General features: G+C 38.7%; 26 protein-coding genes. 10 read left to right on the top strand and 16 right to left on the bottom strand.

The features are described 5' to 3' along the window. The 5 genes from R5R67_RS05915 to pilG all read right to left on the bottom strand — a co-directional run. The coding region (locus R5R67_RS05915; protein WP_318754779.1) for an Hpt domain-containing protein at positions 1 to 436 on the bottom strand (436 nt) is incomplete at its 3' end. A gap of 146 nt (positions 437 to 582) precedes the next feature. Continuing rightward, positions 583 to 2661: a methyl-accepting chemotaxis protein gene (locus tag R5R67_RS05910; protein ID WP_000505931.1), complete on the bottom strand. Its 2079-nt coding sequence runs from the start codon at positions 2659 to 2661 to the stop codon at positions 583 to 585. A 46-nt stretch (positions 2662 to 2707) separates the two neighbouring features. Next, entirely contained in the window at positions 2708 to 3244 is a 537-nt protein-coding gene (locus R5R67_RS05905; RefSeq protein WP_000729761.1) for a chemotaxis protein CheW, read from the bottom strand. A 60-nt stretch (positions 3245 to 3304) separates the two neighbouring features. Beyond that, positions 3305 to 3667: a response regulator gene (locus R5R67_RS05900; RefSeq protein ID WP_000101096.1), complete on the bottom strand. Its 363-nt coding sequence runs from the start codon at positions 3665 to 3667 to the stop codon at positions 3305 to 3307. 23 nt (positions 3668 to 3690) lie between these two features. Then, positions 3691 to 4074, bottom strand: coding sequence for a twitching motility response regulator PilG (gene pilG, locus R5R67_RS05895; RefSeq protein ID WP_000389061.1), 384 nt, complete (start codon positions 4072 to 4074; stop codon positions 3691 to 3693). A 282-nt stretch (positions 4075 to 4356) separates the two neighbouring features. Between pilG and R5R67_RS05890 the strand changes: the two genes are divergently transcribed. From R5R67_RS05890 to R5R67_RS05875, 4 genes are read left to right on the top strand one after another with little or no spacing between them, the layout of a single operon-like run. Beyond that, positions 4357 to 4995 carry a hypothetical protein gene (locus R5R67_RS05890; protein ID WP_031949092.1) on the top strand — a complete coding sequence of 213 codons (639 nt, stop codon included), beginning with the start codon at positions 4357 to 4359 and terminating at the stop codon, positions 4993 to 4995. Positions 4996 to 5054: 59 nt separating this feature from the next. Beyond that, positions 5055 to 6170, top strand: a complete 1116-nt coding sequence (locus R5R67_RS05885; protein WP_001260820.1) for an efflux RND transporter periplasmic adaptor subunit — start codon at positions 5055 to 5057, stop codon at positions 6168 to 6170. Between the two features lie 19 nt (positions 6171 to 6189). Next, entirely contained in the window at positions 6190 to 9288 is a 3099-nt protein-coding gene (locus tag R5R67_RS05880; RefSeq protein ID WP_002061396.1) for an efflux RND transporter permease subunit, read from the top strand. Between the two features lie 58 nt (positions 9289 to 9346). Continuing rightward, positions 9347 to 11062, top strand: a complete 1716-nt coding sequence (locus tag R5R67_RS05875; RefSeq protein WP_001202761.1) for a proline--tRNA ligase — start codon at positions 9347 to 9349, stop codon at positions 11060 to 11062. Positions 11063 to 11114: 52 nt separating this feature from the next. Here R5R67_RS05875 and R5R67_RS05870 read toward each other — a convergent pair whose 3' ends face one another. The 4 genes from R5R67_RS05870 to R5R67_RS05855 all read right to left on the bottom strand — a co-directional run bounded on the left by R5R67_RS05870 (position 11115) and on the right by R5R67_RS05855 (position 13051). Further along, positions 11115 to 11456, bottom strand: a complete 342-nt coding sequence (locus tag R5R67_RS05870; RefSeq protein ID WP_000929502.1) for a YegP family protein — start codon at positions 11454 to 11456, stop codon at positions 11115 to 11117. 211 nt (positions 11457 to 11667) lie between these two features. After that, positions 11668 to 12012: a zinc ribbon domain-containing protein YjdM gene (locus R5R67_RS05865; protein ID WP_000056785.1), complete on the bottom strand. Its 345-nt coding sequence runs from the start codon at positions 12010 to 12012 to the stop codon at positions 11668 to 11670. 90 nt (positions 12013 to 12102) lie between these two features. Beyond that, entirely contained in the window at positions 12103 to 12459 is a 357-nt protein-coding gene (locus R5R67_RS05860) for a DUF488 domain-containing protein (RefSeq protein WP_001025488.1), read from the bottom strand. Positions 12460 to 12601: 142 nt separating this feature from the next. Next, positions 12602 to 13051 (bottom strand): SRPBCC family protein, encoded by a 450-nt coding sequence (locus tag R5R67_RS05855; RefSeq protein WP_000974306.1) that lies wholly within the window; start codon positions 13049 to 13051, stop codon positions 12602 to 12604. 216 nt (positions 13052 to 13267) lie between these two features. On the opposite strand from R5R67_RS05855, the gene R5R67_RS05850 reads away from it, so the two are divergent. From R5R67_RS05850 to R5R67_RS05840, 3 genes are all read left to right on the top strand, one after another. Beyond that, positions 13268 to 13990, top strand: coding sequence for a YgfZ/GcvT domain-containing protein (locus R5R67_RS05850; RefSeq protein WP_000054208.1), 723 nt, complete (start codon positions 13268 to 13270; stop codon positions 13988 to 13990). 145 nt (positions 13991 to 14135) lie between these two features. Next, entirely contained in the window at positions 14136 to 14846 is a 711-nt protein-coding gene (locus R5R67_RS05845; protein WP_000850476.1) for a DsbC family protein, read from the top strand. A gap of 182 nt (positions 14847 to 15028) precedes the next feature. Further along, on the top strand, positions 15029 to 15853 hold the full coding sequence (locus R5R67_RS05840) for a tetratricopeptide repeat protein (RefSeq protein WP_000734693.1): 825 nt from the start codon (positions 15029 to 15031) through the stop codon (positions 15851 to 15853). A 34-nt stretch (positions 15854 to 15887) separates the two neighbouring features. On the opposite strand, the gene R5R67_RS05835 is transcribed toward R5R67_RS05840, so the two are convergent. The 4 genes from R5R67_RS05835 to R5R67_RS05820 all read right to left on the bottom strand — a co-directional run bounded on the left by R5R67_RS05835 (position 15888) and on the right by R5R67_RS05820 (position 20824). Beyond that, positions 15888 to 16811 carry an AEC family transporter gene (locus R5R67_RS05835; RefSeq protein WP_000231860.1) on the bottom strand — a complete coding sequence of 308 codons (924 nt, stop codon included), beginning with the start codon at positions 16809 to 16811 and terminating at the stop codon, positions 15888 to 15890. 65 nt (positions 16812 to 16876) lie between these two features. Continuing rightward, the gene (locus tag R5R67_RS05830; RefSeq protein WP_001096151.1) at positions 16877 to 17986 is read right to left on the bottom strand and encodes an NADH:flavin oxidoreductase/NADH oxidase; all 1110 of its coding nucleotides are present in this window, start codon (positions 17984 to 17986) and stop codon (positions 16877 to 16879) included. Between the two features lie 9 nt (positions 17987 to 17995). Continuing rightward, positions 17996 to 20125, bottom strand: coding sequence for a TonB-dependent receptor family protein (locus R5R67_RS05825; protein ID WP_000055236.1), 2130 nt, complete (start codon positions 20123 to 20125; stop codon positions 17996 to 17998). A 132-nt stretch (positions 20126 to 20257) separates the two neighbouring features. Further along, positions 20258 to 20824: a DNA-3-methyladenine glycosylase gene (locus R5R67_RS05820; protein WP_001280163.1), complete on the bottom strand. Its 567-nt coding sequence runs from the start codon at positions 20822 to 20824 to the stop codon at positions 20258 to 20260. Positions 20825 to 20899: 75 nt separating this feature from the next. Here R5R67_RS05820 and mutM point away from each other — a divergent pair, with 75 nt between their 5' ends. After that, positions 20900 to 21724, top strand: a complete 825-nt coding sequence (gene mutM, locus R5R67_RS05815) for a bifunctional DNA-formamidopyrimidine glycosylase/DNA-(apurinic or apyrimidinic site) lyase (protein WP_001114566.1) — start codon at positions 20900 to 20902, stop codon at positions 21722 to 21724. 19 nt (positions 21725 to 21743) lie between these two features. Continuing rightward, positions 21744 to 22034 carry a peptidylprolyl isomerase gene (locus R5R67_RS05810; protein WP_001192454.1) on the top strand — a complete coding sequence of 97 codons (291 nt, stop codon included), beginning with the start codon at positions 21744 to 21746 and terminating at the stop codon, positions 22032 to 22034. Between the two features lie 10 nt (positions 22035 to 22044). Here the strand turns inward: R5R67_RS05810 and R5R67_RS05805 are convergent, their stop codons facing one another. The 3 genes from R5R67_RS05805 to typA form a co-directional block, all read right to left on the bottom strand. Continuing rightward, complete coding sequence (locus R5R67_RS05805; protein WP_001072493.1) at positions 22045 to 22398, bottom strand: gamma-glutamylcyclotransferase family protein; 354 nt, start codon at positions 22396 to 22398, stop codon at positions 22045 to 22047. Positions 22399 to 22540: 142 nt separating this feature from the next. Beyond that, entirely contained in the window at positions 22541 to 22972 is a 432-nt protein-coding gene (mscL, locus tag R5R67_RS05800) for a large conductance mechanosensitive channel protein MscL (RefSeq protein ID WP_000022555.1), read from the bottom strand. A gap of 255 nt (positions 22973 to 23227) precedes the next feature. Beyond that, a complete protein-coding gene (typA, locus tag R5R67_RS05795) occupies positions 23228 to 25063 on the bottom strand; it encodes a translational GTPase TypA (protein ID WP_001280092.1) in 1836 nt (611 codons plus the stop codon). A gap of 178 nt (positions 25064 to 25241) precedes the next feature. On the opposite strand from typA, the gene R5R67_RS05790 reads away from it, so the two are divergent. Further along, positions 25242 to 26600 (top strand): uracil-xanthine permease family protein, encoded by a 1359-nt coding sequence (locus R5R67_RS05790; protein ID WP_000070856.1) that lies wholly within the window; start codon positions 25242 to 25244, stop codon positions 26598 to 26600. Positions 26601 to 26650 lie beyond the last annotated feature (50 nt).

Raw genomic sequence — 26650 nt, 5'->3', positions numbered from 1 at the left:
GTTGTTGTAGTTGTTGGCCTAATAAAATAAGAGGTCTGAAATCTAAGGTATGTGCTCGTTTTTGCTTAAAATTATCTACTAATTTAAGGAAATAGAACTTAAATACTAACTGCACATAGCTCTGAATAGTTGGCGTTAATTGTAAGCTTTGGTTGATTACCCGGTTGAGTGTATCTTCGGCTGTCCACGCAAGCTCAGCTGAAGATTTAGCGCCAATCATTCTTCCGGAACCTTTTAAGGTATGGAAATGACGACGAATTTCAGTGAGCGTAGCAATATTCTCAGACTGCATCCATTTATTTATCAAAGGTTGCAAATCAACAAAAATCTCTTCAATTTCTTCAATGAAGATCTCAAGAAACTCAGCATCTTGTTCAGAATAGCTATCTTCAGGTAGCGTCATTGCTTCAGTTAAAGTTTTTAATATTTCTTTCATAGCAAAGGCTTCTTTTGCTTACCCCCTGAGTGGGGAAAACTACAGAGTCAACACCAGAAAAATAACTATCTCCCCAATATTTGTCTGGCGCTGCTCATACTTTTAAAAGAATAGCGATATGAGAATAGCTATTCTTATCCCCCAATTTAGTCAGGTAATTTAAAGTCCGTTACTGACTCACGTAATGACTCTGCCATATTCGCCAACTCTGATACGGAGCGAGCAGTGTCAAACGTTGCCGTTGTTGTTTGCGAAGTAATTTCTTGTACAACCGTCATGGTGGTTGCAATGTGACTCGCAGATGCTGACTGAAGTTTTGCTGCGTCGGAAATGCTCGCAATCAATTTTGCCAAGTCACCCGATACTTTTTGGATTTCATCTAGTGCAATACCCGCATCTTTTGCCAAATTCGCACCACGTACAACTTCTGTTGTTGTTTGTTCCATTGAAATAACAGCTTCGTTGGTATCGGTCTGAATTGTTTTAACCAGTGTTTCGATCTGTTTGGTTGCAGATGCTGAGCGCTCAGCAAGGCGTTGTACTTCGTCGGCAACCACGGCGAAACCACGACCAGCCTCACCTGCCATAGATGCTTGAATTGCTGCATTTAATGCAAGGATGTTCGTTTGGTCTGCAATATCGTTAATGAGCGATACGATGTTACCAATTTCTTGAGAAGACTCACCTAAGCGCTTAATACGTTTAGAAGTTTCCTGAATCTGCTCACGAATAGTATCCATACCTTCAATTGAACGATTTACCACTTGTGCACCATTTGATGCAATTTGTACTGAACGCTGTGCTACTTCCGCAGATTCAGAAGCGTTGGCAGATACTTGGTCAATTGACTGTGCCATTTCATTCATGGCAGTAGAAGCACCTGCAATTTCTTGCGCCTGATGTTCTGATGCCTCTGCTAACTGGTTAGTAATACTTTGCGTATCTTGTGTGTAGCGTGCAACTTCCTGAGAGGTTTCATGAATTCGTGAAACCAAATCTCGCAGTTGGTCAATTGCGAAGTTAATCGAGTCGGCAATGGCACCCGTAAAGTCTTCAGATACAGTTGCATATGAACGTAAGTCACCATCCGCCAAATCGGCAATTTCATCAAGTAAACGTAAAATCGCATTCTGGTTACGGTCATATTCTTCCTGTAATCGAGCAACACGTTGCTTATCCATTACACTACGTAGTGTAATTAACTTGAATACAGAGAAAATTAGTCCGCCTAATGAAAGAATAAGAACAGCACCTAAAAATAAGGTGAGCCAGTTCTTTCTTGCAACATCAGATAAATGTCCTAGACTTTCCAACATTACATCCGATTTAGAGAAAATCTGAGAAGAAGCCTGACGAACATTGACAATCTGGCTACCATTTTTTAATACCGTTGCAGCAGCAGATTTTAAGACTTTGTCATATTCAGACTTAATACTTTCTAAAGATTCACGTAAAGCCGGATCAGCAATACGATCAACACCTAACTCGGCATTACCATTCAGTTCAGCATTTAAATAGGTACCAAAAGTCTCAATATCGACACTAAAGTCACTAGTTGATACATTTCCGTCCGTACCACTTAACACCGAGTTAATCGAACGTAAAATACGCTCTGCAATAAATACCTGGTTTTTAGCAATAATTACCTGACTACTTGGCAAACCTTGGCGAGCCATTTGATCGACCATCAAGTTATATTCTGCCTGAATCTCTGGAACCGTTTCACTAATCGAGATGTTGGTATCATATAACTGGTTAAGTACTCGTTGATGTGATGAAATCAAATCAATATTTTTTGAAACCTCACCCCATATTTTCTCAACTTTTTGATATTCATCGGTCGACTTACCGTGAATATTTTCAATTTCAAGTAAGTTCTCATCAAAGTCTTTTTTAGATTGCTGTAGCTTTGTGATCGCCTCTTGAGAACCCGACTCTGTTGCTTCAGTTGCTTGTTTAGAAATGGTTTGAGATAACAGACGTAACTCACCAAGACTTCGAATTAGCTGGTTATGACGAGGTACATTATAAAATAGATAAGCTAATGAAATTAACGCACATACTAAACATAACAGCGCTGCATAAAGGATAGGCTTGGACTTTTCACTTTCCCCAAATAAACTGGCAAACTGCTCAATTTTTGACTGGATTTTTGCAATAAAATTGACACTCGATTTTCCGGTAGCACCGCGATTGCCACTTTTCTTTTTAAGTTTAAAGCCCATACAGCTTCTCCCCAGAAAAATACGCTGTTCATTCACAGCATAAAAATTAGTTTATAAATTTTGTCGATGCGTTCATGTAGTGTGGGTTTTGCAATAACCGACTAAATAAAAAGACATGCCAATGTTGATTGTGTTGGTGAAAATACCCTTGGCAATATTCTTTTAGGTTTTCCTCTAAGTCTAAACTCTGAGAAAAAAAACTTTTTTTATTAAAGTGCTGAATCCCCAAAACCTGATCCACAACCAACCCCACATACTGGTCATGATGGCTAATACACAGCACTTTTTGGGTAGACGAAAATGAACTCCGCTGCCCTGAAATAAAATGAGCCAAATCAGATACCGAAAGTAATCTTCCACGAATGTTTGCCAATCCCTTGACCCAACTTTGAGTATTTGGAACTGGTGTATATTTCGGTGGATAGATAACTTCTGACACTTCCCCAAGTGGTGCGACGAAGTATTGCCCTCTCATTTCAAAAGCAATTCCTGACCATCGCTGTGCTTCATTTTGAACTGAAGCGTAATTCTTATTACCCCGTTTAGACAAACGAAGTAACTCGATAAATCCATTCGCTGCCATACTCGATCCTATAAAACGGGCGTATTTATCCCGTTATTTATGTTTTTATGGATGGATGAGTTAATTTAGAAATTGTTTAATTACATCAATTAATTGCTTTTCTTCGATTGGCTTGATTAAGTAATCGATTGCGCCTTGACGTTTACCCCATACTCGGTCAGTTGCCTGATCTTTAGTACTCACAATCACCACTGGAATATGCTTTGTGTCTTCATCACGGGTAATCTGGCGCGTTGCCTGAAAACCATTTACACCTGGCATGACCACATCCATTAATACCAAGTCAGGCTGCTCAGCTTTTGCCAAAGTCACACCATCTGCACCGTTAGATGCTTCAAGTACGTCATAGCCATGCTTAGTTAGGATTTCTTTAAAACGAAAAGTTTCTGTTGGTGAGTCATCAACAATGAGAATACGTGCCATTTCTTTTGCCCTCAAATTACTTATTATGAACTTACATGATTACGAATCGCATTTAGCAATTCATCTTTGCTAAAAGGTTTCGTCAAGTATTCATCTGAACCTACCACACGCCCTTTTGCCTGATCAAATAAACCATCTTTACTAGAGAGCATGATAACGGGAATGTTCTGATAATTTTGAGAGTTCTTAATCAGAGCACAAGTTTGATAACCGTCTAAACGAGGCATCATGATATCTACAAAAACAATATCCGGATTCGCTTCAGCAATTTTAGATAAAGCTTCAAATCCATCGACAGCAGTAATCACTTCGCAACCTTCGCGTTGCAATAGAGTTTCTGCGGTACGGCGAATAGTTTTTGAGTCATCAATAACCATTACTTTCAGATTTTGGAATGCATCTTCCATTTAATCTTCCATCCCCATAACATAAAATATAAATGCAATTTAACTTAAATTTGTTTTTACAGATTTATACGCATTTTTAACATATCTATACTTCTATTTTCAATGAAAGCTTTTTGTCTACTTTCTCATTTATAAACAATAACTTTTAACCTCATCACACTTTCAAAAAAATTATCATTTTTTTTATAATGTCGATATTTTTATTCAGTTAAATAATAACTAATATATTTAAGATTAATTATTTAAAAATAAGTGACTTACCTTTCTTTTTTGGGGAATTTTATGAATAAGCGGATGAAATATGCCTTTTATAGGAACTGCTTGTCTGTATCTATAGGCATTGCCTCTTGCGGAACACTGTTTTTCTCTTCCCCAACGTTGGCCGCCAATGCAACTCCTAAAGCTGTCTGGTATCGTTATTATGACCAACATGGTATTGCGAATATTAGTACATCCGTAACGCCGGCTCATATTCGCTATGGATATGAAGCACTCGACCAGAATATGCAGGTCATTAAAAGAAATCATCCTTATAATTCTGAAGCCGATTTAAATCAGTCCTCACAGCGTGCATTATCAGCTCGATATAGAGAAGAAGATAACAAATTAAAAAGAGCATATAGCAATAGTAAAACTGCGACGATTAAAAGAGACCAAGCATTATTGGCGATTAAAAAACAAATAAATTATCAGCAGGACCAACTGAGCCAATTACAACAAGACAAAATTTTATTTAAGCGGCAAGAAATGGAATATTTTCGTAAGGGTGAACAAGTTCCCGAAAGACATAAAACCTTGATTGAAAACAATCTTATGAATATTAATAAGGTTAAACAAACACTTGAAATACTTTCGAAAACCTATAATCGCACCAATAAAGATTATGAAAATATTATCGAACGTTTAAAAAAGCTTGAATAAGGTTACAGCTTTATCAAGAATAGGGGCAAAATAAAATTTGAATTACAGGATGATGCTGTATGCGCACAACGCATCTTACCCCTTCTACTTTTTTTAAATTAAGCTTGATCAGTCTGAGTTTAATCTTAGCTGCATGTAACCAGCAAGAAGTACCAAAAACAACAGCATCTGAACCTAAAAAAATTGAACTCATTCCTCAAGATTTAATTCCTGTAAAAGAAGGCTCACTCGCCGCTCAAACCGCTTTTACAGGAACTATTCGTGCAGTACAACAAAGTTCTATTCAAGCCCAAGTTAGTGCAACAGCGACTGCCGTTACAGCCAATGTAGGTCAAAAGGTACAAAAAGGCCAAGTTTTAGTTAGATTAAATAATCAAGACAACGCTGCACGCTTAGCTCAGGCACAGGCTAATCTTGCTTCTGCTCAGGCACAAGCAGAACTTGCACGTAATTTGATGAATCGAAAACAAAGATTGCTCAATCAAGGCTTTATTGCCCGTGTAGAGTTTGAACAAAGTCAGGTGGATTATAAAGGTCAACTTGAAAGTGTTAGAGCTCAACAAGCCAATGTAGATATTGCTAAAAAAGCTGATCGAGACGGTATTATTACCAGCCCCATTTCAGGTGTGATTACGAAACGACAAGTTGAACCGGGACAAACCGTTTCGGTTGGACAAACATTATTTGAAATCGTTAATCCAGATCAATTAGAAATACAAGCGAAACTACCTATTGAACAACAATCTGCCTTAAAAGTAGGTAGCTCTATCCAGTATCAGATTCAGGGTAACTCGAAACAATTACATGCCATACTGACCCGTATTTCACCTGTAGCAGACCAAGACAGCCGACAAATTGAATTCTTTGCGAGCCCTAAAGAAGCGATTGATTCATTAAGTATTGGTGCGTTTATTAACGGTATTATTTTGCATAATGATAGCAATCAGGGACAAACCATTCCTTTAGATAGTATTCAAAATCTGCAACATGATCCTTTTGTATGGGTAATACGCAATCAAACAATTCAGAAAGTCAAAATTCGAGTGGTTGAGCAACGATACAACGAAAATATCGCTTTAGTTCAGGGTTTACAAAGTACAGATCAGGTAAGTCGTATCCAGTTTGAAGATTCTGATATCAATAAAAAAGTGACGCTTACAACCGAAAAAAAATAAATAAGGTAGCAAATAGCTTATGTGGTTTACCCGAATTAGTGTGAAGTACCCCGTTTTTACCATCATGATGATGCTCAGTCTAATGGTACTCGGGTTAGCATCTTGGAAACGTATGACCGTTGAAGAGTTTCCAAATATTGATTTCCCATTCGTAGTCGTCACTACGCAATATGCGGGTGCTTCACCTGAAGCAGTTGAATCGGACATTACCAAAAAACTCGAAGATCAAATCAATACCATTTCGGGTATTAAACAAATTACTTCACGCTCAAGTGAAGGGCTTTCGATGGTGATTGCAGAGTTTAATCTTGATACGTCTTCGGCAATTGCAGCACAAGATGTTCGCGACAAAATTGCTCCAGTTATTGCCCAATTCCGCGATGAAATTGATACACCGATTGTACAACGCTACGATCCATCATCTAGCCCAATTATGTCAGTCGTGTTTGAATCGAATAGCATGAGCTTGGCTCAATTAAGCTCCTATGTAGACAAAAAAATTGTACCTCAGCTTAAAACTGTTTCTGGTGTGGGTAATGTCAATTTACTAGGTGATGCTAAACGTCAAATTCGGATTAAGGTTCATCCTGAACAATTACAAAGCTATGGTATTGGTATTGATCAGGTCATTAATACCCTAAAAAATGAAAATATAGAAGTACCTGCAGGAACCTTACAACAAAAGAATTCTGAACTGGTTGTTCAGATTCAATCAAAAGTCATCCATCCTCTTGGATTTGGTGATTTAGTTATTGCTAATAAAAATGGTTCCCCTATTTTTCTAAAACAAGTAGCAACCGTTGAAGATACTCAAGCAGAACTGCAATCAAGTGCTTTTTATAATGGAAGAACAGCGGTTTCTGTCGATATTTTAAAAAGTTCCGATGCCAATGTAATTCAGGTTGTTGACAAGACTTATCAAACCTTAGAGAAGCTAAAAGCTCAAATGCCTGCGGGTTTGAATTATAAAGTCGTCGCTGACAGCTCTAAAGGTATTCGTGCTTCAATTAAAGACGTTGTTCGTACCATTATTGAAGGAGCGGTCTTAGCGGTTTTAATTGTTTTACTCTTTTTGGGTTCCTTCCGATCTACTGTTATTACAGGTTTAACCTTACCGATTACCCTACTTGGCACATTAACATTCATCTGGGCATTTGGGTTTAGCATTAACATGATGACACTGTTGGCCCTGTCACTGAGTATTGGTCTATTAATTGATGATGCAATTGTGGTTCGGGAAAACATTGTCAGACATACAGAGCTCGGCAAAGACCATGTCACCGCGGCTTTAGACGGTACTAAAGAAATTGGGTTAGCAGTACTTGCAACCACACTCACCATTGTGGCGGTATTTTTACCAGTTGCATTTATGGGAGGCTTAATTGGGCGTTTCTTCTACCAATTTGGGGTAACTGTAAGTACGGCTGTTCTTATTTCCATGTTCATCAGCTTTACACTCGACCCAATGCTTTCCGCACACTGGAAAGATCCTGTAAAGAAAAAAGAAAGTCGACTGCAACGTTTCTTTAACTATATTTCTAATCTATTAGATGGCCTAACGCATATCTATGAAAAGCTTTTAAAGCTTGCCTTACGCTTTCGTTTCATCACAGTCATTATTGCAATTGTTTCATTGGTTGTGGCATTAGGCTTATCAAAAATGATCGGAACCGAATTTGTACCTACACCAGATAAAGGTGAAATTCGTATTCAGTTCGAAACCCCAGTTGATTCTTCTTTAGAATATACCCAAGCAAAATTACATCAGGTTGATCAGATTATTAGGCAATTCCCTGATGTCGTTTCTACTTATGGAGTGGTTAACAGTGAAGTCGACTCCGGTAAAAACCATGCAAGTTTAGGGGTCACCTTAAAACCAAAACAAGAACGTAGCGCAGACCTGACAACACTCAACAATGAATTCCGTGATCGTTTACAAAGTGTAGCTGGCATCCGAGTGACTTCAGTCGCTGCTGCTCAAGACTCAGTGTCTGGTGGTCAAAAGCCAATTATGATTTCTATTAAAGGATCTGACCTAAGTGAACTACAAAAAATCTCGGATCGTTTCATGGGTGAAATGGAAAAAATTGATGGTGTGGTCGATTTAGAAAGCTCTTTAAAAGAACCTAAACCGACTTTAGGTGTACATATTAACCGTGTACTGGCCAGTGATTTAGGTTTATCTGTTTCTCAAATTGCGAATGCGATTCGACCACTCATTGCTGGTGACAATGTCACAACATGGGAAGATCGTGACGGCGAAACTTATGATGTGAATATCCGTTTAAATGAAAATAAACGTGTGCTTCCCCAAGATGTGCAGAACCTATATCTCAACTCGAATAAAACCAATGCAAATGGGCAAAATATTTTAGTTCCATTAAGCGCCGTAGCCACAACCCAAGAAAAACTTGGAGCTTCGCAAATTAACCGACGTGACCTTGAACGTGAAGTTTTAATTGAAGCAAACACTTCAGGACGTCCAAGTGGGGATATCGGTCAAGATATCGATAAAATGCAAAAAGCATTTAAATTGCCAGCTGGTTATACCTTTGATACTCAAGGGGCAAATGCCGATATGGCTGAATCTGCGGGTTATGCATTAACGGCAATTACCCTTTCAATTGTATTTATTTATATCGTGTTAGGTTCTCAGTTTAATAGTTTTATTCACCCTGCTGCGATTATGGCATCTTTACCATTGTCCCTGATTGGTGTCTTCCTGGCCTTATTCTTATTTAGGAGTACCCTAAATCTATTTTCAATTATTGGCATTATTATGCTGATGGGGCTAGTAACCAAAAACGCGATTTTGCTTATCGACTTTATTAAAAAAGCGATGGAAGATGGGATAAGTCGTTATGATGCTATTTTACAAGCAGGCAAAACCCGTTTACGCCCAATTTTGATGACAACAAGTGCGATGGTAATGGGTATGGTTCCATTAGCTCTAGGTCTAGGTGAAGGTGGTGAACAAAGTGCACCAATGGCTCATGCTGTAATTGGGGGTGTCATTACCTCTACCTTATTGACTCTTGTGGTTGTCCCCGTCATTTTCACTTATCTGGATGACTTGAAAAACTTTATGCTGCGTCAAACCCGACGATTCATGTCATAATGCAGCGACTATCGTATAATCCGCGTTTTTATAACGCTTAACTTTTAGGACTTTTTCCATGCGCGCAAGCCGCTTTTTATTTGCAACGTTGAGAGAAACCCCAAACGATGCTGAAGTGATTTCACATCAGCTCATGTTACGTGCGGGGATGATTCGTAAATTGGCATCTGGTTTATATACATGGCTGCCGATGGGAACACGTGTGCTTAAAAAAGTTGATGCCATTGTTCGTGAAGAAATGAACCGTTCAGGTGCTATGGAAGTGTTCATGCCCGTAACTCAACCCGCAAGCTTATGGGAAGAATCAGGTCGTTATGAACAATATGGTCCTGAATTATTACGTTTCAAAGATCGTCACGACAACCCGTTTGTGCTTGGTCCTACACATGAAGAAGTGATTACCGATTTAGCACGTAACGAGCTAAAAAGTTATAAACAGCTTCCTGTAAATTTCTATCAAATTCAAACCAAATTCCGTGATGAAATCCGTCCACGTTTTGGTGTAATGCGTTCACGCGAGTTCATCATGAAAGATGCTTATTCTTTCCATGCAACTCAAGAATCATTACAAGAAACTTATGATGTGATGTATGACACCTATAGCCGTATTTTCACTCGTTTAGGTTTAGATTTCCGCCCAGTACAAGCAGATACAGGTTCAATTGGTGGTTCAGCTTCACATGAATTCCACGTATTAGCTGCAAGCGGTGAAGATGACATTGCATTTTCAACTGAGTCTGATTATGCAGCAAACGTTGAAATGGCTGAAGCTGTTTTAGTGGGTGAGCGTGCAGCGCCTACACAAGAATTTAAATTGGTTGAAACACCTAATCAAAAAACAATTGCTGATGTTTGCCAGTTCTTAAATGCTGATCCTAAACAATCTGTAAAAGCCTTATTAGTTCAAGGCGTTGCTGATGAGAAAGGCAATGTACCTGTCGTTGCCCTATTCTTACGTGGTGACCACGAACTGAATGAAATTAAAGCCGAGAAGCATCCTTTAGTGGCCGCTCCTCTCGCGTTTGCCACAGAAGAACAACTTCAAGCATTTGGCTTAACTGCTGGCTTCACTGGTCCACAAGGTTTAGTTGAAAAAGGCATCACTGTAATTGTTGACCGTGCTGCATCTGTTCTTTCTGACTTCGTTGCTGGTGCAAATGAGGCAGACAAACATGCTGTAGGCGTAAACTGGGAACGTGATGCACAGATTACTGAAGTTTTCGATTTGCGTAATGTGGTTGAAGGTGACCCATCGCCAGATGGTAAAGGTATACTACAAATTAAACGCGGTATTGAAGTGGGCCATATTTTCCAACTTGGTACTAAATACTCTGAAGCTTTAGGATGTAAAGTTCTCGGTGAAGATGGCAAACCATTTACAGTAACAATGGGCTGTTATGGTATTGGTGTGACACGCGTAGTTGCAGCTGCAATTGAACAAAACTACGATGACAAAGGGATTATTTGGCCACAAGCGATTGCTCCTTTTGAAATCGCAATTGTTCCAATGAATGCACACAAATCACCACGTACTCTTGAAGCAGCAGAAGCGCTTTATGCAGAACTTCAAGCCCAAGGCTTTGATGTATTACTTGATGACCGCAACGAACGTCCGGGCGTTAAATTCTCTGACCTTGAATTAATGGGTATTCCACACCGTATTGTGATTGGTGAAAAAGGTCTTGATGCGGGTACTTTTGAATATAAAGGTCGCCGTGATGCTGAAGCGAGCAATTTAACTAAAGAAGAACTTTTAGCTAAATTAGCGCGTTAATAAATACATAAATAAAAAAGCAGCTTTTAGAAGCTGCTTTTTTAATTTAATTTTACGCCTGAACTGTTAAGTCTTTAATGGTTGTGGAAGATCCATTGTTTTTAACCGATTCAATGCCTTTATCTCGTGAAGCTTCACTGGCATAAAACTGGCTCGAACCAATAATTTGATGATTTGCAGCTTTTAAATTGAAGTAAGGTTTCCCATTTTTTGCAGTTAAACGATCATATCGCGCATCGTCACTACTATTTTTTTGAACTGACTCAATACCATTGACTGCTGATGCTTTCGCTTTATATAGCTCACTATTTAAAATAATTTCGCCATTACCAGCCTTAAGTACAAAGCGATATTGTCCATCATTCGCTTGTGTAATTTCGTACCATCCTGCCATATGAACCTCGTTTTTTTGTTGGTGTGGGTATGACTTTCGTTATTATTCTGGACGAAAGTTAATTCTTCTTAATGACAATATAAATGAGCTATTAAGCTTTGGATAGTCTACTTTTTATACATTATCGTAATAAAATTATAAGGATGTTGAAATGTAAAAAGGTAGAGATCACGCCTGCAATTTCTACCAAAATGTAATTAAAATTAACAAATTAAGCTTTTTTTACAAATTCAGATTTTAACTTCATCTGACCAATACCATCAATTTTACAGTCAATATTGTGACCATCACTTGCGTCTGGAACTAAACGAATACTTTTTACTTTTGTTCCGACTTTAACAACTGAAGAAGAACCTTTAATTTTTAAATCTTTAATTACAGTAACGCTATCGCCATCCGCCAAAACGTTTCCATTAGCGTCTTTAATAACTTCTTGCTCTTCAGTTACTAAAGCTTCCCCTTCTTTCCACTCGTGTGAGCATTCTGGACAAATTAATAAATCGCCGTCTTGATATGTATATTCTGATTGGCATTTTGGACAGTTTGGCAAAGACATAAAAAAATCTCAAAAAGTATATTATGCGAGATATGACTCATTTTTTAAAGTTTTAAATAAAAGACTTTTACCAAAAAAAAATTTATATATTTAACTTTTGCTCTTTTCTAATAAGTATTCTTTTAAAATAATCGCATGGTTATGTTCCACATCTTTAGCCGAATATAAAAGTGTGACTTTATGATGTGAAACGATTTCTAATAACTCTTTTACTGCGGGGTTGGTTTCTAGTTCTTTTAAATAACGTTGTTTGAACTCATTCCAATGTTCTGCGGACTCTGTATGAAACCACTTACGAAGTTCGGTTGAAGGAGCTATTTCTTTTAACCATAAATCTAAATGAGCATTTTCTTTGCTAATCCCTCGACTCCATAGTCGATCAACCAAAATTCGCTTTCCATCATCACCGCTTACATCGTCATAAATTCTTTTAATTTGTATGTTCATATCTTTATCTCACAAGAAGGCTTAACACATTGAGCTTCATATGATCATTCAATATTTTGTTCATTTTTGATAGTGTTTAAAAAATAAAAAATGAGTAGTTTTTCTACTCACTTTTTATTTAAATCTCAATTAAAAAAGACAATTATTGATCTGGAATGTCGGCTTCTACTAACAACTTCAATAAAGATAAAGACTCTTGCCAGCCTAAATAGCATGCTTCCACAGGAATAACTTCAGGTATTCCTTCTTGGGTAATGTGTATTTCTGTGCCGACCAATACTGTTTTTAATGTAATGGTGACCTGCATCGTGCCTGGTAAATTTGCGTCGTCAAATTGGTCGTTATAACGAATTAATTCATTGGGAACGAGCTCAACATAAGTACCTCCAAATGAATGTGTTGACCCGGTTGAGAAATTGGTAAAGCTCATTTTGTATGAGCCCCCTACTTTTGCATCAAAACTATGAACCTTCGCGGTAAAACCGTGAGGTGCCATCCATTTAACTAAAGCATCTGGGTCAAGAAAAGCACGATAAACTCGTTCAGCTGGTGCCTTAAACACTCGATGTAATTTTACTGTACCTATTGCCATTGTCTTCTCCTTATTTTAAGTCCATTTAAGTTATAAAAATTATGTTGAATAGCTTAAACCGTAGAATTTCTTTTAACGTATATTTTTGGTGTTTTTTTGACCTAAACCTATTGTTTTATACAAAAGTAAATTACGAAAACTATGGCTGATTTTTTAGTAAAAATGGAGCAAAATAGTCAGCAATCATAAATAAACATATTGAATTTGAGATTAATCATGAGTCTGCTCGCTTTCTCCTCATATGCATTAAACGGTGTAGATGCACAAAAGTTTTTACAAGGCCAAGTGACTGTAGATACTGAACGTTTAGCTGAAAATGAAACACGCTATACAGCCATTTGTGATCTTAAAGGCCGCATCCATTTTGGCTTGTGGCTAAAAAAGAATAATGCAGAAAGTTTTGACATTATTGTCACTCAAGATCAAGCTGAAGAATTTGCGAAGCACATTAAAAAATATGGTGCTTTTTCAAAAATGACCTTAAGTGAACAAGGTGCTGTATTCCCAAAAGTTGTGAATGGCCATACTGAGTTCAGCTCTACAGAAACTGATATTTCCGAATGGCAAAAACAAGCCATCATGACAGGTCAAGCATGGATTGCTCAAGCGACTGAACATGAATTTCAGCCACAAGAATTACGTTTACATCAACGCGAAGGCGTCAATTACGATAAAGGCTGTTACTTAGGTCAAGAAATTGTGGCGCGCCTTTGGTTTAAGGCAAAACCAAAACACTGGTTGCATTTAGTTCAAGGTACGGGTGATGCACCTGCTCCAGCAACTCAACTGCACAATGATGTAGAAGTGGTTAATAGTACCCAAACTACTGACGGTTATATTGCCTTAGTTGTTGCGAAACCTGCCGCCCTTCAAGAGTTAGGTCTTCAAGTTTTAGATTTACCAGAAGCTTTAAGTGGTGATGTTGCTAGACCACAATAATTATATTTAATAAATTAAAAGCCCGTGGATAAATCTGCGGGCTTTTCTATAGATACAAAATTCTAATGAATTCATTAAATTAGGGCATCAATTTTTTAAGTTTTCTATGCCATCATAATCCACGTTGTAATCTAAGAGAAAAAATATGAAAACTAAACTTGCTACACTCATGTTGAGTTTGGCTTTTTTCGGTTCTGCTCATGCTGATGTTAAAACACTTGAACAAAATCTGAAGACAAATTATCCAGACCTCCCTGTAAAAGGTGTCTATCAGTCACCTGTCGCTGGAATTTATGAAGTCTATACAAGTGGTCGTATTGTTTATACCAATCAAGATGCAAAATACTTTTTTGTAGGCAATTTAGTTGATATCAAACAACAAAAAAATATGACAGAAGAGCGAATTGCCGAATTGGGTAAAATAGATGTTAAAAGTCTCCCATTAAATCAGGCAATTAAATACGTCAAAGGTAAAGGAGAACGTACTCTTTATATTTTCAGTGATCCTGATTGCCCTTACTGTCAGCGTCTAGAACAAAATATGGTTGGGGTGGATAACGTAACGGTATATGTATTCTTATATCCGCTGACCAGCTTACATCCAAATGCTGAAAAGGTTTCTAATCAAATCTGGTGCTCTAAAAACCCTTCAGAAGCTTGGACAAATTATATGCTTAACCGTAAATTGCCAGCAGCTGGCAAAAGCTGTACAAGTCCAATTCAGAAAAATATTGCTTTAGGCCAGAAATTAAATATAGATGGCACACCAACTCTGTTCTTACAAGATGGTCAAAGAATCTCTGGCGTACCAAGTGATGCAAAACAGATTGAAGCATTATTACAGTCAGTAAAATAATCCAATACGCCATTCTCTTAAGTAGAGTGGCGTATTATTTTTCTCCACAGTTTGCTTTATAGACATCGTTTTATATACAAATCGGCTGTTTACTTTCGGCCATCAATATTTATGATGAGAAATTGAATTGAGCTAATACATCGATGGAATGATGTAGCTACAAAGTAAAAGGTTAAAAAGAAATGAAGAAATTACTTATCGCCAGTCTAATTGCCATTTCAAGTTCATCAATCTTTGCAGCAGACACTACGGCTTCTGCAGCTAAAAACGATGTATTTAAACAGGCTGAGCAGCTATACGCAGCAAAAAATTATCCTGCTGCCTTTCAAGAAGTCCAACGTCTTGCACAAACAGGAAATGCTCAAGCCATCTATAACTTAGGCTATATGACACAAATGGGCCAAGGTACTGCCAAAGATAATGCCAAAGCTCTGAAATATTATGAAGATGCCTCAAATAAAGGTTATGCTCAAGCGAGTTACACGCTTGCACAAATTTATGAGACTGGTGAATTAGGTGTTGCCAAAGATAGTAACAAATTCAGTCAATATATTCAAAAAGCAGCAGCTCAAGGTTCTGATGATGCAACTGTCAAAATAGCGACCATTTTATTTGCACAGAAAAAACCTCAATCTCACCAAATTGCTTTACAAAAGCTAGCGCCTTTGATTAGAAAAGGAAACTACCCTGCTATTCAGGTCAAAGCGCTTTATGATATTAGCCAAGGGGTTGAAAATAAAAATCCTTTAATGAAACGCCAAGGCATTGAAGCTTTACAAACAATTGCCCAAAAGGGTTACGCGCCTGCATCTATGGCTTTAGCAACCATGATGGCGAATGGCAATATCATTCCTCAGAACTTGCCTCAAGCAAAACAGATCTTTACTGAGCTTGCTAAGCAAAATGTTCCTAATGCTAGAGAATCTTTAGCTTCGGTCGAAAAAATTATTGCTGAGAAGAATAAACAAGCTGCCGCCGCTCCTACGCAGCCAGCTCCTAAAAAATAGTAAAGAGACAATAGCCCCACATGGGGCTTTTCTTTTACCACCACAAAGCAATAAGCCCACTCACCCCCATAAAGCCAATAATGGTACTAATCATTAAGGGGGTTAATGCTCTTTCATTTAAACCGTAGGCTTGCCCAAAAATACCAAAAGCGATCGGCATTGGCAGCGCAGCAAGTAAAGTGCCAGCATATAACATCTCTTGGCTCACGTTTGGCAGTAAAAGGAACAGCCCAAAAATCACAACAGGCATAAGGATGACATTAAATCCAGCCAACAATATACTTTGGAAATTCACAGCGGTAATACCAATACCAACCAAGCTGCCACCAATAGCAAATAATGCTAGAGGCGAAGCTGTTCTTCCTAAAAGCTCTAAGGCTTGACCAAGTTTTGAAGGCAGATGAATATCTAGCAAAATGCAACTCATCCCAACTAAAATTGCAATAATTACAGGGTTTTTAAGTAAATTAATGAATGTTTTTTTCAGTAAAGGCAAAAGCCGTTGCTGTTGATGCAAACCCGCTTCTGCCAAAATGAGCATTAAAGCAACTATTAATAAATTTTCGATAATTAAGGTTAAAGATATATAGATTGCAGCATGACTCCCCATTAGCATGGTTAGAATCGCTGTACCCATAAAACCTGTATTTGACATAGAAGCGCCCATCGATATGACTGCACTATGTGTCAGGCTATTTTTAAAATACTTGCGGTAAAGGATAAAAGCCAAAAAAAACAAGATTAAAGAGCCGCCACCATAAGCAATAAAATAAGCTGGGTGCCAAATATCTTGTAAGTTTTTATTGGCTAAAGATTGGATTAAAAAAGCAGGTAAAGAAATTTTAATAACAAATGCACTCAGAGCCTTAATTTGTTCAGGTGTTACCAGTTTAATGAGGACACTACAGTACCCCATTAATAACAAAATCAAAATTGGTAGAATTACCTGAAAAACCACAGACTACTTCCTCACTCATTTCAAAAGAAAAACGGGCAAATCTTAATTTGCCCGAATATTAAAAACTAAAAAGAATCAAAAAGCTGTTTTAAGCCATGTGGTTGGCAACGCAAATATTGAGGAGCAATTTTGACTTTTGCCCCCAATGTAGCTGCAGCATGCCATGGCCAACGTGGGTCATATAACATTGCACGAGCAAGACCAATGGCATCAGCTTGCTGGTTTTCTAAAATTTGTTCAGCATGTTGTGGGTCAGTTATAAGTCCTACCGCAATCACAGGAATAGATACATGTTTTTTAACCTGTTCCGCGAAAGGAACTTGGTAACCGGCTCCAATAGTAATATTTTGATGCTCATGTAAACCACCACTAGAGACATGAATATAGGCCGCACCTAACTGCTCTAAGGCTTTTGATAAACCAACCGTAGACTCAATATCCCACTGCTCATTGCCATCCATCCAATCTGTTGCAGATAAACGTACCCCTACCGGATAACCTTCGGGAACAGCAAGTTTAATTGCCTGAAGAGCCTCTAGCGTCATACGCATACGGTTTTCTAAAGAGCCGCCATATTCATCAGTACGTTGATTTGCAATTGGCGATAAGAATTGGTGTAGCAAGTAACCATGAGCAGCATGTACCTCAATTAACTCAAAGCCCGCTTCAACTGCACGTTTGGCCGCAGCTGCAAAGTCTTGTTGAATTTGTTTAATCTCGGCAATGGTTAAAGCATGTGGCGCTGCATCATGAACCGAAAAAGTACTTGTACTTGGAGCAACTGTTTGCCAACCATGTGGCTGATCTTTTGCAATTTGGCCTTTACCCAACCAAGGCTTTTCAGTAGATGCCTTACGTCCAGCATGAGCTAACTGAATTCCAAATGGCATAGGAGAAAGTGTTTTAACTTTTCCCAATAAAGTTTTGATCTGGTCACGTTGCTGATCATTCCAAAGGCCAAGATCTGCATAACTAATTCGACCTTCCGCCTGTACAGCTGTAGCTTCCACAATACATAGTCCAGCTCCAGACAACGCGTAATTTGCCCATTGCTGTTCATGCCAATAGGTAATTTCGCCTTCATCTGTTGCCGAATATTGGCACATTGGGGCAATTACAATTCTATTGACCAGTTGTAGTGAATCGAAATTAACCGTTTCAAATAATTTTGCCATTTTTAATTCCTAGAATTGTTTAATTACACGTAAACCTGCACTCCAGTTACGTCCATCAGCAGGTTCGAAATAGCGGCTATTACCGTCATTTACAATCACTGAACCTGCATATTTTTTATCAAAGAGGTTATCTACACGAGCAAAGCTATTGACTTTCCAATCGCCAATTACCCATGCATAACCAACATTTGCTGAAGTTACACTGTAGCTCGGTGCTGCGTCACTGTTGGTATCATTCACGTATACTTTGTCCATATACTGTACATCTACGCCACCATATAGACCGTGCGATGGCTGCCATGCCAAAGAGGCATAAGCTTGGTTTTTGGCAATACCCGGTATGGCATTTCCTGAGGAAACCTGAGCAATATTTCCTAATGCTGGAATGTCAGCATCAAAGGTTGCATCTAAATACGAGTAGCTTGCGGTCGCTATTAAGTCTCGCCATAACTTTTTATTCCATGCAAATTCTACGCCTTCACGTAAGGTTTTATCTGCATTACGGAACGTTGATCGGCCATTTGAGTTACCGGCCGAAACAATGTCATCTTTAGTTTTAGTCTGGAAAACCGCCAAAGTAAAATCACCTAATTGGTTCTGTGACTTTAAACCTGTTTCATAGGTATCGCTTGTTGAAGCTGTTAAATCAAAATTAAAACCACTTTGACCATCAGGTCGATATGCCATTTCAGTAAAAGTTGGTGTTTCAAAACCTTTGGCATAACTTACATAGGCCATAAGTTCAGGTAAAATTTGCCAACTTAAAGCGACCGACGGTAAAACTTTATCGTAATCCGTCTTACCACTATCATCACCATTACTTAAATAGTTATCTTCAGATTTGTAGTGGACATTGCTATAGCGAACACCCGTATCTAAACGCCATGTAGGTAAGAACTGCCATGAAGCTTGTAAATATGGATCGATATTCCATAAAGTATTGTCTTCATCACGACGTAAATTACCTTTGACACCATAAGAAGGTTGACCATTTACTAAATTAAAGTTTTCAAAACCTTTACGATCTTCATCCATTGCATCAAGTGCAACACCGACACTTAGCGTGGTATTTGGAAGCAACTCTTTACCCGTCCAACGGAAATCAGCACCATAATAATTACGTTCAAAATCAATGACTCCACCGGCATGGTTTATGCTCGCATCTTGGGTGGACTTAGGAATAGATTGATATTGTGTGACTTGACGATTGCCTAAATATGCCATGGCATAGAGTTCATTTTTGTCATTAATCGGCTTAGACCATGTCACGCCCGTTTGGGTTTGTTCAATATCTTTACGAACATTAAATTGCTTTAAAAATGGAACTTGTTGCTTTGGATTTGCATTCCACTGATCATGCGTTAGTCCCTGCGGATCATCAGCGTGGATTTTTACATAGTTGGTTACCCAGTTGATTTTACTACCATCATCAAGATTCCAGCTGAGCTTTGCATTATTTAGTACTTTTTCTGCACCGCTATGTTCGCGGTAACCGTCGGTATCAAAGTATGATGAGCTAATAATATAGCTTGGTTCATTCGCACCCTTTGCTCCACCTTGCAGCACAAGTCCTGCTCGGCTTTTATCATGGCTACCACCCGAATAGCTCAGCTCAATTGAGTCCTTCCCTTGCCCTTCTTTAGTAGAAGTTAAAATAGTACCGCCTGATGAATTTCCATAAAGTGAAGAAAAAGGCCCTGTTAGAACTTCAACATGATCTAAACTGCTTAAGTCGATATTAGATGTTTGGCCCTGCCCATCTGGCATTGTTGCAGGGATACCATCCACATAAAGACGAATACCACGGACACCAAACGTAGAACGTGCACCAAAACCACGCATAGATAGCTGTAGATCTTGCGCATAATTTTCACGGTTACGAATCTGTAAACTCGGTATGCCCTTCACAACTTCAGTTAAATTTACTTGTGAAGAACTGTCCACTTGAGGTGTCTCGATTCGGAAAACCGAAGCTGGTGTTTGTAAATAACCGGTGTCAGTACGTGTCGCTTCCACATGTAAAGTTGGCAATTTGGCAACGTCTGAATTTAAGTCTTCTGCCCAAACAAGTGGGCTAGAAATACAGCCCATACTCATCAAAATACAGTAATGAAGTCGGTCTAAGCGTAATAAGGACATGCTTATTTCCTTTATTTATATTGTAGTTATGATAACAAAAAGCAGTGTCTTGTCTGGATATAGAATTCGGTCTACATTGTTGTAAATCTGGAACGCTCGTTTTGCCATATAAATTTGTTTGCCAGATGAGAATTATCGACTTAATGATGGATGATCTTTCCAGCAATACCGTTCAGGCCAGTCTTTTGCTTCCTCGGCATAATCAATTCCAATACGTGGCGTTAAAACCACTTCTGGCTGTGTAGTGGCCGCCTCGATCCATAGTCCAGATTCTTCACCCAAAGTCTGGCCCTTTAAGGTCCGATCAATACCTAAATACCGCGTCAGTTTGCCGGGCCCAGCCAAAAGCTTATATTCTTTTTTAGTTGAAGCACTATTTAAAAATGCTGATCGAATCATCACTCCTTCAGGTACACCTTCTGTTTGAGTAATAATGTTGAGCATTTCATACATGCCATAAATTAAATAGACATAAATGGTACCACCATGGCGATACATCACCTCTGTTCGTGCGGTACGTTTGTCATTGTAGCTATGGCAGGCTTTATCGCGAACGCCCAAATAAGCTTCTGTTTCACTAATTGTACAGCGGATAACTTGTCCATCAGGCTGTCGCTTACATAATACGCAGCCGATTAAATCATATGCTACTTCCGAAGTTTCTCGTTGAAACCAGCTTAATGGTAAAATATCTGACATAGTATTCTCTGAAATATTACATACCACACGTTATACTTGATTAATCCAGTATATCTGTTAATTCTGCGAGTTGGCATGCCTGAGTTACCCGAAGTCGAAACCACCAAAACCAGTTTATTTCCCTTATTGAATCAAAAAGTTCTAAGTGTTGAAGTACGCAATCCTAGCTTACGCTGGCCTATACCAGATAATGTTCAGAAACTTGTTGGGCAACGTCTCATTGGGTTAAATCGACGTTCAAAATATATTTTGGCAGAGTTTGAACAAGATCAAATGCTCTGGCATTTAGGAATGTCAGGTAGTTTTCGCCTGTGTCAACCAAACGATGAATTGAGAAAACATGATCATCTCATTATTCAATTTGAAGATCAGCAGTTACGTTACCATGACCCACGTCGTTTTGGCTGTATTCTTTGGCTTAATCCTGAAACTCAAGGCAAACTCATCGATACTTTAGGGCCAGAGCCTTTAAGTACTGACTTTCATGCAGAATATTTAGCTTCTAAACTCAAGAATAAATCTGTCGGCATAAAAATTGCACTCATGGATAATCATGTAGTGGTTGGTGTTGGCAATATCTATGCAACTGAAAGCTTGTTTAATGTTGGCATTCATCCAGCACAGCCCGCTGGTGATTTAACCATGCAACAGATTGAGAAACTGGTTGTTGAGATTAAGCGAATTTTGAAGTCAGCAATTGATTTAGGCGGCTCGACTTTACGAGACTACAGCAATGCCATGGGTGAAAATGGTTATTTTCAACAGACTTTACTCGCTTATGGTCGTGCCGGTGAAATGTGTGTTAACTGTGAAACCACATTAGAAAACTTAAAACTTGGTCAGCGTGCCAGCGTATTTTGCCCACAGTGCCAACCACTTAAAAAGCTGAGAAAGCCTTAATTTTTTGGAGGAAGACAACATGCAAACAGCAATTGTCCGACATATTTTAGTCAAAGATAAAGACTTAGCCGAACAACTGAAAAAGAAGCTACAAAGTGGTGCTGACTTTGCCAAACTTGCCAAACAATACTCCACCTGTAATTCGGCAAAACGTGGTGGTGAACTTGGTGAAGTCAAAAAAGGGCAATTGGTGCCTGTCATTGACAAAGTAGTTTTTACGGCTGCTGAACGTGTATTACAAGGTCCAATCAAAAGCCAGTTTGGCTATCACCTCTTAGAAGTTAAATTCAGAATGACTGGCTTACGTTGATTTCAGCATTTTACTTGTAATTGTGAGAAGCTTTAGCCTGCATATTGATTTGATATGTCCAGGCTTTAACATACTCACCCGATTCTAATTTTATATCTGCTATCACGCGTTGGTATTGAAAGCCTTCAAAATCATCTAACATTTGCCAGTTTTCTGCTAACTTTTCTGTGCTAAACAAATAGCCTTCTACCCAATCTGCTTCTGGATCTAACTCTAAAGCCTTTAAACCTTTGTCTGGTCCCCAATCTAAAATATGAATCACTCCTCGTACACTCGCTTTTGTCCAGTTACCACCAATCTGCTCTAAAATATGAGCATTTGCTTTATTAGGGCATAAAGTTCCATATACAAAAAGCTGATTCATTAATTTATGTTCCTTGTTCTATCTGCTTAGCTAAACTTAACTGTGATTTAGCAAGTTTATCAATATCTCTAGTCCAGTATAAAATGCTATGTAATAAAAAACGGTACTCTAGGTACCGTTTTTTATACTCAAATTCTTTTTATTAAGCTTGTTTTTTCAATTCATCACGAATTTCACGTAATAATTGGATATCTTCTGGAGTTGCAGCTGGAGCTTCTGGCTCATTCTTATCACGGCGAAGTTTGTTTAATAATTTCACCATTAAGAACACAACCCAAGCCAAAATCAGGAAGTTAATTAAGATGGTCAGGAAGTTACCATAAGTTAATACATTGATACCTGCTTTTTGTAAGGCATCTAGAGATTGTAAGTTATTAGGGTTTGCACCTAACACGATAAATTTCTGTGAGAAATCAACACCACCACCAGTAATTACAGTGATAAGCGGCATGATGATATCTTTTACTAACGAGTCTACGATTTTGCCAAAAGCACCACCAATAATTACACCAATGGCTAAATCCATCATATTGCCTTTAATGGCAAATTCTTTAAATTCTTGAATAATACTCATCTAAACATCTCCAGATGTAGGGGGGAGGAACACATCATATTTTTCTTTTTTCACTGGCCTCTTATCCGTCTAGATAGTACTCGCCATGATATTGATAATTTAATATTTTTTTCAAAAAAAGAAAGCTATTTCACACTTTAACAACATATTTGCTTACAAGAAAAATATGACTTTAAGTTTTCTTTCAGCATTACCAGTAAGCAATAAAAAAACCGCTAAACGAATTTAGCGGTTTTTCTTTTCATTTAAGAAAAATTATTTATCACGGTTACGTTTACGTTCGTTTTCAGTCAAGTAACGCTTACGGATACGAATTGATTTTGGAGTAACTTCTACTAACTCATCATCTTCAATAAATTCAAGAGCTTGTTCAAGCGTGAATTCAATTGCAGGTGTTAAAGTTAAAGCATCATCAGTACCAGACGCACGAACGTTAGTTAACTGTTTCGCTTTAGTTGGGTTTACAACCATATCGTCTGAACGAGAGTTAATACCTACGATCATACCTTCGTAAACTTCTAACTGTGGCTTAGCGAATAAACGACCGCGGTCTTGTAAGCTGAATAATGCATAGCCCAAGCATGTACCTTGAACCATAGAAATCAACACACCGTTTTGACGCTTCGCAACAGTACCTTGTTTAAGAGGACCATAGTGAGAGAAGCTTGAAGTCATAATACCAGTACCAGAGGTCATGGTTAAGAATTCAGAACGGAAACCAATTAAACCACGTGAAGGAACAGTTGCTTCAATACGGATACGGCCTTTACCGTCAACTTCCATATTGGTCATTTCACCTTTACGGTGACCCATTTGTTCCATTACAGCGCCTTGGTGCTGCTCTTCAACGTCAAACGTTACGTTTTCGTAAGGTTCTTGTTTTTCACCATCAATTTCTTTAATGATTACTTGCGGACGTGATACACCTAATTCGAAGCCTTCACGACGCATGTTTTCAATTAAAACTGAAAGGTGAAGTTCACCACGGCCAGATACTTTGAAACGGTCTGGGCTGTCAGTATCTTCAACACGTAAAGCTACGTTGTGAATTAATTCGCGGTCAAGACGCTCACGAATATTACGTGAAGTTACGAATTTACCTTCTTTACCAGCAAACGGAGAGTTGTTTACTTGGAAAGTCATAGACACTGTAGGTTCATCTACAGATAAAGGTGGTAATGCTTCAACATTTTTCGGATCACAAATCGTGTCAGAAATGTTAAGTGCATCAATACCAGTAATACATACGATATCGCCCGCAGATGCAGAATCAACATCAATACGCTCTAAACCATGGTAACCCATGATTTTTAAGATACGGCCGTTACGTGTATTGCCTTCTTTATCAATTACAGTAACAGGAGTATTTAGTTTTACAGAACCACGTTGAATACGACCAACACCGATAACACCTACGAAGCTGTTATAGTCAAGTGATGAAATCTGCATTTGGAATGGACCATCAACATCAACAGCTGGTGGCTCAACGATGTCTACAATCGTTTCGAACAACGGAGTCATGTCTTCTGCAAGCTCTTCAGGAGCAGGACCCGCTACACCACGTAAACCTGATGCATAAACGATTGGGAAATCAAGTTGCTCATCAGTTGCGCCAAGGTTATCAAACAAATCAAATACTTGATCGATTACCCAGTCTGGACGAGCACTTGGCTTGTCAACTTTGTTGATAATCACGATTGGTTTTAAACCACGAGCAAAGGCTTTTTGAGTCACAAAGCGAGTTTGTGGCATTGGGCCTTCTTGTGAGTCAACAAGAAGTAGTACGCAGTCAACCATCGACATTACACGTTCTACTTCACCACCGAAGTCGGCGTGTCCCGGGGTATCCACGATGTTGATACGGTAAGTTGTATCTGTACGTTTGTCTAACCAAGTAATAGCGGTGTTTTTCGCTAAGATGGTAATACCACGTTCACTTTCAAGCGCATTCGAGTCCATGACACGCTCAATCTCGCCTGCTCGGTCACCGAGAGCACCTGATTGCTGAAGTAGTTTATCGACAAGTGTGGTTTTCCCGTGGTCGACGTGCGCAATAATTGCGATATTACGGAGATTTTTGATATCTGACATGAAAATTCGAAACGCCTAAAATTTGAGGGCAAATTATACAGAAAAACACTACTCTTGAGTAGTGACAGTTTATTGACATTGACAAAAAAATTTTCCAATAGTCTGTATTTCGTTTTGTAAAGATAGGTATCTCGATTAGAATAGCGCCAATTTGCGAAATTGCGGCGTATTTACTCCCATGTCCAATCAACCATCACAAGACCGTCTTGACCTCGTTTATGGGCTAGATGACCGACCAAAACCGTTCGTGGCTTTTTTGGCAGCCTTTCAACATTTGCTTGCAATTATTGTCCCGATTGTTACTCCCGGGCTTCTAATTTGCTTAGCACTAGGCGTTCCACGAAATGAAACCAATATGATTTTATCAATGTCTTTGGTCATTTCAGGAATCGCGACTTTCTTACAATGTAAAAAAGTTGGTCCGTTTGGTGCAGGCTTACTTATTGTTCAAGGTACAAGTTTTAACTTTATTGGCCCGATTATCGGTATTGGCAGTGCAATGGTTGCTGCAGGTACACCAGTCAATCAAGTTATGGCTGCTATTTTTGGTGTTGTGATTGCAGGTTCATTTATTGAAATGGGCGTATCACAAATTCTCCCATGGGTAAAAAAGCTAATTACTCCCCTTGTGACAGGTATTGTGGTACTCCTGATTGGTCTAACGCTCATTAAAGAAGGTTTGATTAGTATGGGCGGTGGTTATCAAGCCATGCAGGACCATACTTTTGCCAGTGCTGATAACCTTATAATGTCGTGTACGGTTCTTGCTATTATTATTGTCCTAAACCGTATTCGTATTGTCTGGATTAAAAGTTCAGCTATTTTAATTGCTTTAGTGATTGGCTACATTCTTGCCGGCTTTATGGGATATCTAGACTTCTCTGGTCTAAAAGATGCGCCCGTGATTCAAATTCCGACACCGATGCATTTTGGCTTAAGCTTCTCATGGGGCTTATTTATTCCAATGGCATTTATTTATTTGGTTACGTCTTTAGAAGCAATTGGTGACGTAACGGCAACCAGTAAACTATCAAACCAACCTGTAGATGGTCCTCAGTGGATGCAACGTATTAAGGGTGGTGTGTTAGTAAATGGTGCAAATTCACTACTTGCTGGCCTATTCAATACTTTCCCAAGCTCCGTGTTTGCCCAAAATAATGGTGTTATCCAATTAACTGGCGTAGCAAGTCGTTATGTAGGAATCTGGATTGCTGCTTTACTCATTTTATTAGGTCTATTCCCTGCTGTAGCTGGTGTAATACAAGCTGTTCCACAAGCCGTATTAGGTGGAGCAGTCATGGTAATGTTCGGCGCCGTTGCTGCCTCAGGTATTAATATACTTTCATCAATTCATTTAGATCGCCGTGCCCTTTTAATTATTGCGATTTCACTTGCATTAGGTTTGGGTGTTGCTCAGGTGCCACAAATTTTGGAGCATCTGCCAGAATTATTTAAAAATATTTTTAGTTCCGGCGTAGCAACAGGCGGTATTGCAGCATTAATTTTAAATGTTGTACTCCCAGAAACACATAAATAACCAATTTTAATTTTGATTATTGCCCAGTTTTCACTGGGCATTCTTCTTCA

Source organism: Acinetobacter sp. OYA S30 (genome assembly GCF_033599315.1).
In the GTDB taxonomy this organism is placed as follows: domain Bacteria; phylum Pseudomonadota; class Gammaproteobacteria; order Pseudomonadales; family Moraxellaceae; genus Acinetobacter; species Acinetobacter baumannii.
The sequence above is the reverse complement of the archived record's forward strand: the minus strand, read 5'-3'. Positions and strand labels throughout refer to the sequence as shown.

Coding starts and splice junctions, on each gene's coding strand:
- R5R67_RS05910 (WP_000505931.1), bottom strand. CDS start 2,661: ATGGGCTTTAAACTTAAAAAGAAAAGTGGCAATCGCGGTGCTACCGGA.
- R5R67_RS05905 (WP_000729761.1), bottom strand. CDS start 3,244: ATGGCAGCGAATGGATTTATCGAGTTACTTCGTTTGTCTAAACGGGGT.
- R5R67_RS05900 (WP_000101096.1), bottom strand. CDS start 3,667: ATGGCACGTATTCTCATTGTTGATGACTCACCAACAGAAACTTTTCGT.
- pilG (WP_000389061.1), bottom strand. CDS start 4,074: ATGGAAGATGCATTCCAAAATCTGAAAGTAATGGTTATTGATGACTCA.
- R5R67_RS05890 (WP_031949092.1), top strand. CDS start 4,357: ATGAATAAGCGGATGAAATATGCCTTTTATAGGAACTGCTTGTCTGTA.
- R5R67_RS05885 (WP_001260820.1), top strand. CDS start 5,055: ATGCGCACAACGCATCTTACCCCTTCTACTTTTTTTAAATTAAGCTTG.
- R5R67_RS05880 (WP_002061396.1), top strand. CDS start 6,190: ATGTGGTTTACCCGAATTAGTGTGAAGTACCCCGTTTTTACCATCATG.
- R5R67_RS05875 (WP_001202761.1), top strand. CDS start 9,347: ATGCGCGCAAGCCGCTTTTTATTTGCAACGTTGAGAGAAACCCCAAAC.
- R5R67_RS05870 (WP_000929502.1), bottom strand. CDS start 11,456: ATGGCAGGATGGTACGAAATTACACAAGCGAATGATGGACAATATCGC.
- R5R67_RS05865 (WP_000056785.1), bottom strand. CDS start 12,012: ATGTCTTTGCCAAACTGTCCAAAATGCCAATCAGAATATACATATCAA.
- R5R67_RS05860 (WP_001025488.1), bottom strand. CDS start 12,459: ATGAACATACAAATTAAAAGAATTTATGACGATGTAAGCGGTGATGAT.
- R5R67_RS05855 (WP_000974306.1), bottom strand. CDS start 13,051: ATGGCAATAGGTACAGTAAAATTACATCGAGTGTTTAAGGCACCAGCT.
- R5R67_RS05850 (WP_000054208.1), top strand. CDS start 13,268: ATGAGTCTGCTCGCTTTCTCCTCATATGCATTAAACGGTGTAGATGCA.
- R5R67_RS05845 (WP_000850476.1), top strand. CDS start 14,136: ATGAAAACTAAACTTGCTACACTCATGTTGAGTTTGGCTTTTTTCGGT.
- R5R67_RS05840 (WP_000734693.1), top strand. CDS start 15,029: ATGAAGAAATTACTTATCGCCAGTCTAATTGCCATTTCAAGTTCATCA.
- R5R67_RS05830 (WP_001096151.1), bottom strand. CDS start 17,986: ATGGCAAAATTATTTGAAACGGTTAATTTCGATTCACTACAACTGGTC.
- R5R67_RS05825 (WP_000055236.1), bottom strand. CDS start 20,125: ATGTCCTTATTACGCTTAGACCGACTTCATTACTGTATTTTGATGAGT.
- R5R67_RS05820 (WP_001280163.1), bottom strand. CDS start 20,824: ATGTCAGATATTTTACCATTAAGCTGGTTTCAACGAGAAACTTCGGAA.
- mutM (WP_001114566.1), top strand. CDS start 20,900: ATGCCTGAGTTACCCGAAGTCGAAACCACCAAAACCAGTTTATTTCCC.
- R5R67_RS05810 (WP_001192454.1), top strand. CDS start 21,744: ATGCAAACAGCAATTGTCCGACATATTTTAGTCAAAGATAAAGACTTA.
- R5R67_RS05805 (WP_001072493.1), bottom strand. CDS start 22,398: ATGAATCAGCTTTTTGTATATGGAACTTTATGCCCTAATAAAGCAAAT.
- mscL (WP_000022555.1), bottom strand. CDS start 22,972: ATGAGTATTATTCAAGAATTTAAAGAATTTGCCATTAAAGGCAATATG.
- typA (WP_001280092.1), bottom strand. CDS start 25,063: ATGTCAGATATCAAAAATCTCCGTAATATCGCAATTATTGCGCACGTC.
- R5R67_RS05790 (WP_000070856.1), top strand. CDS start 25,242: ATGTCCAATCAACCATCACAAGACCGTCTTGACCTCGTTTATGGGCTA.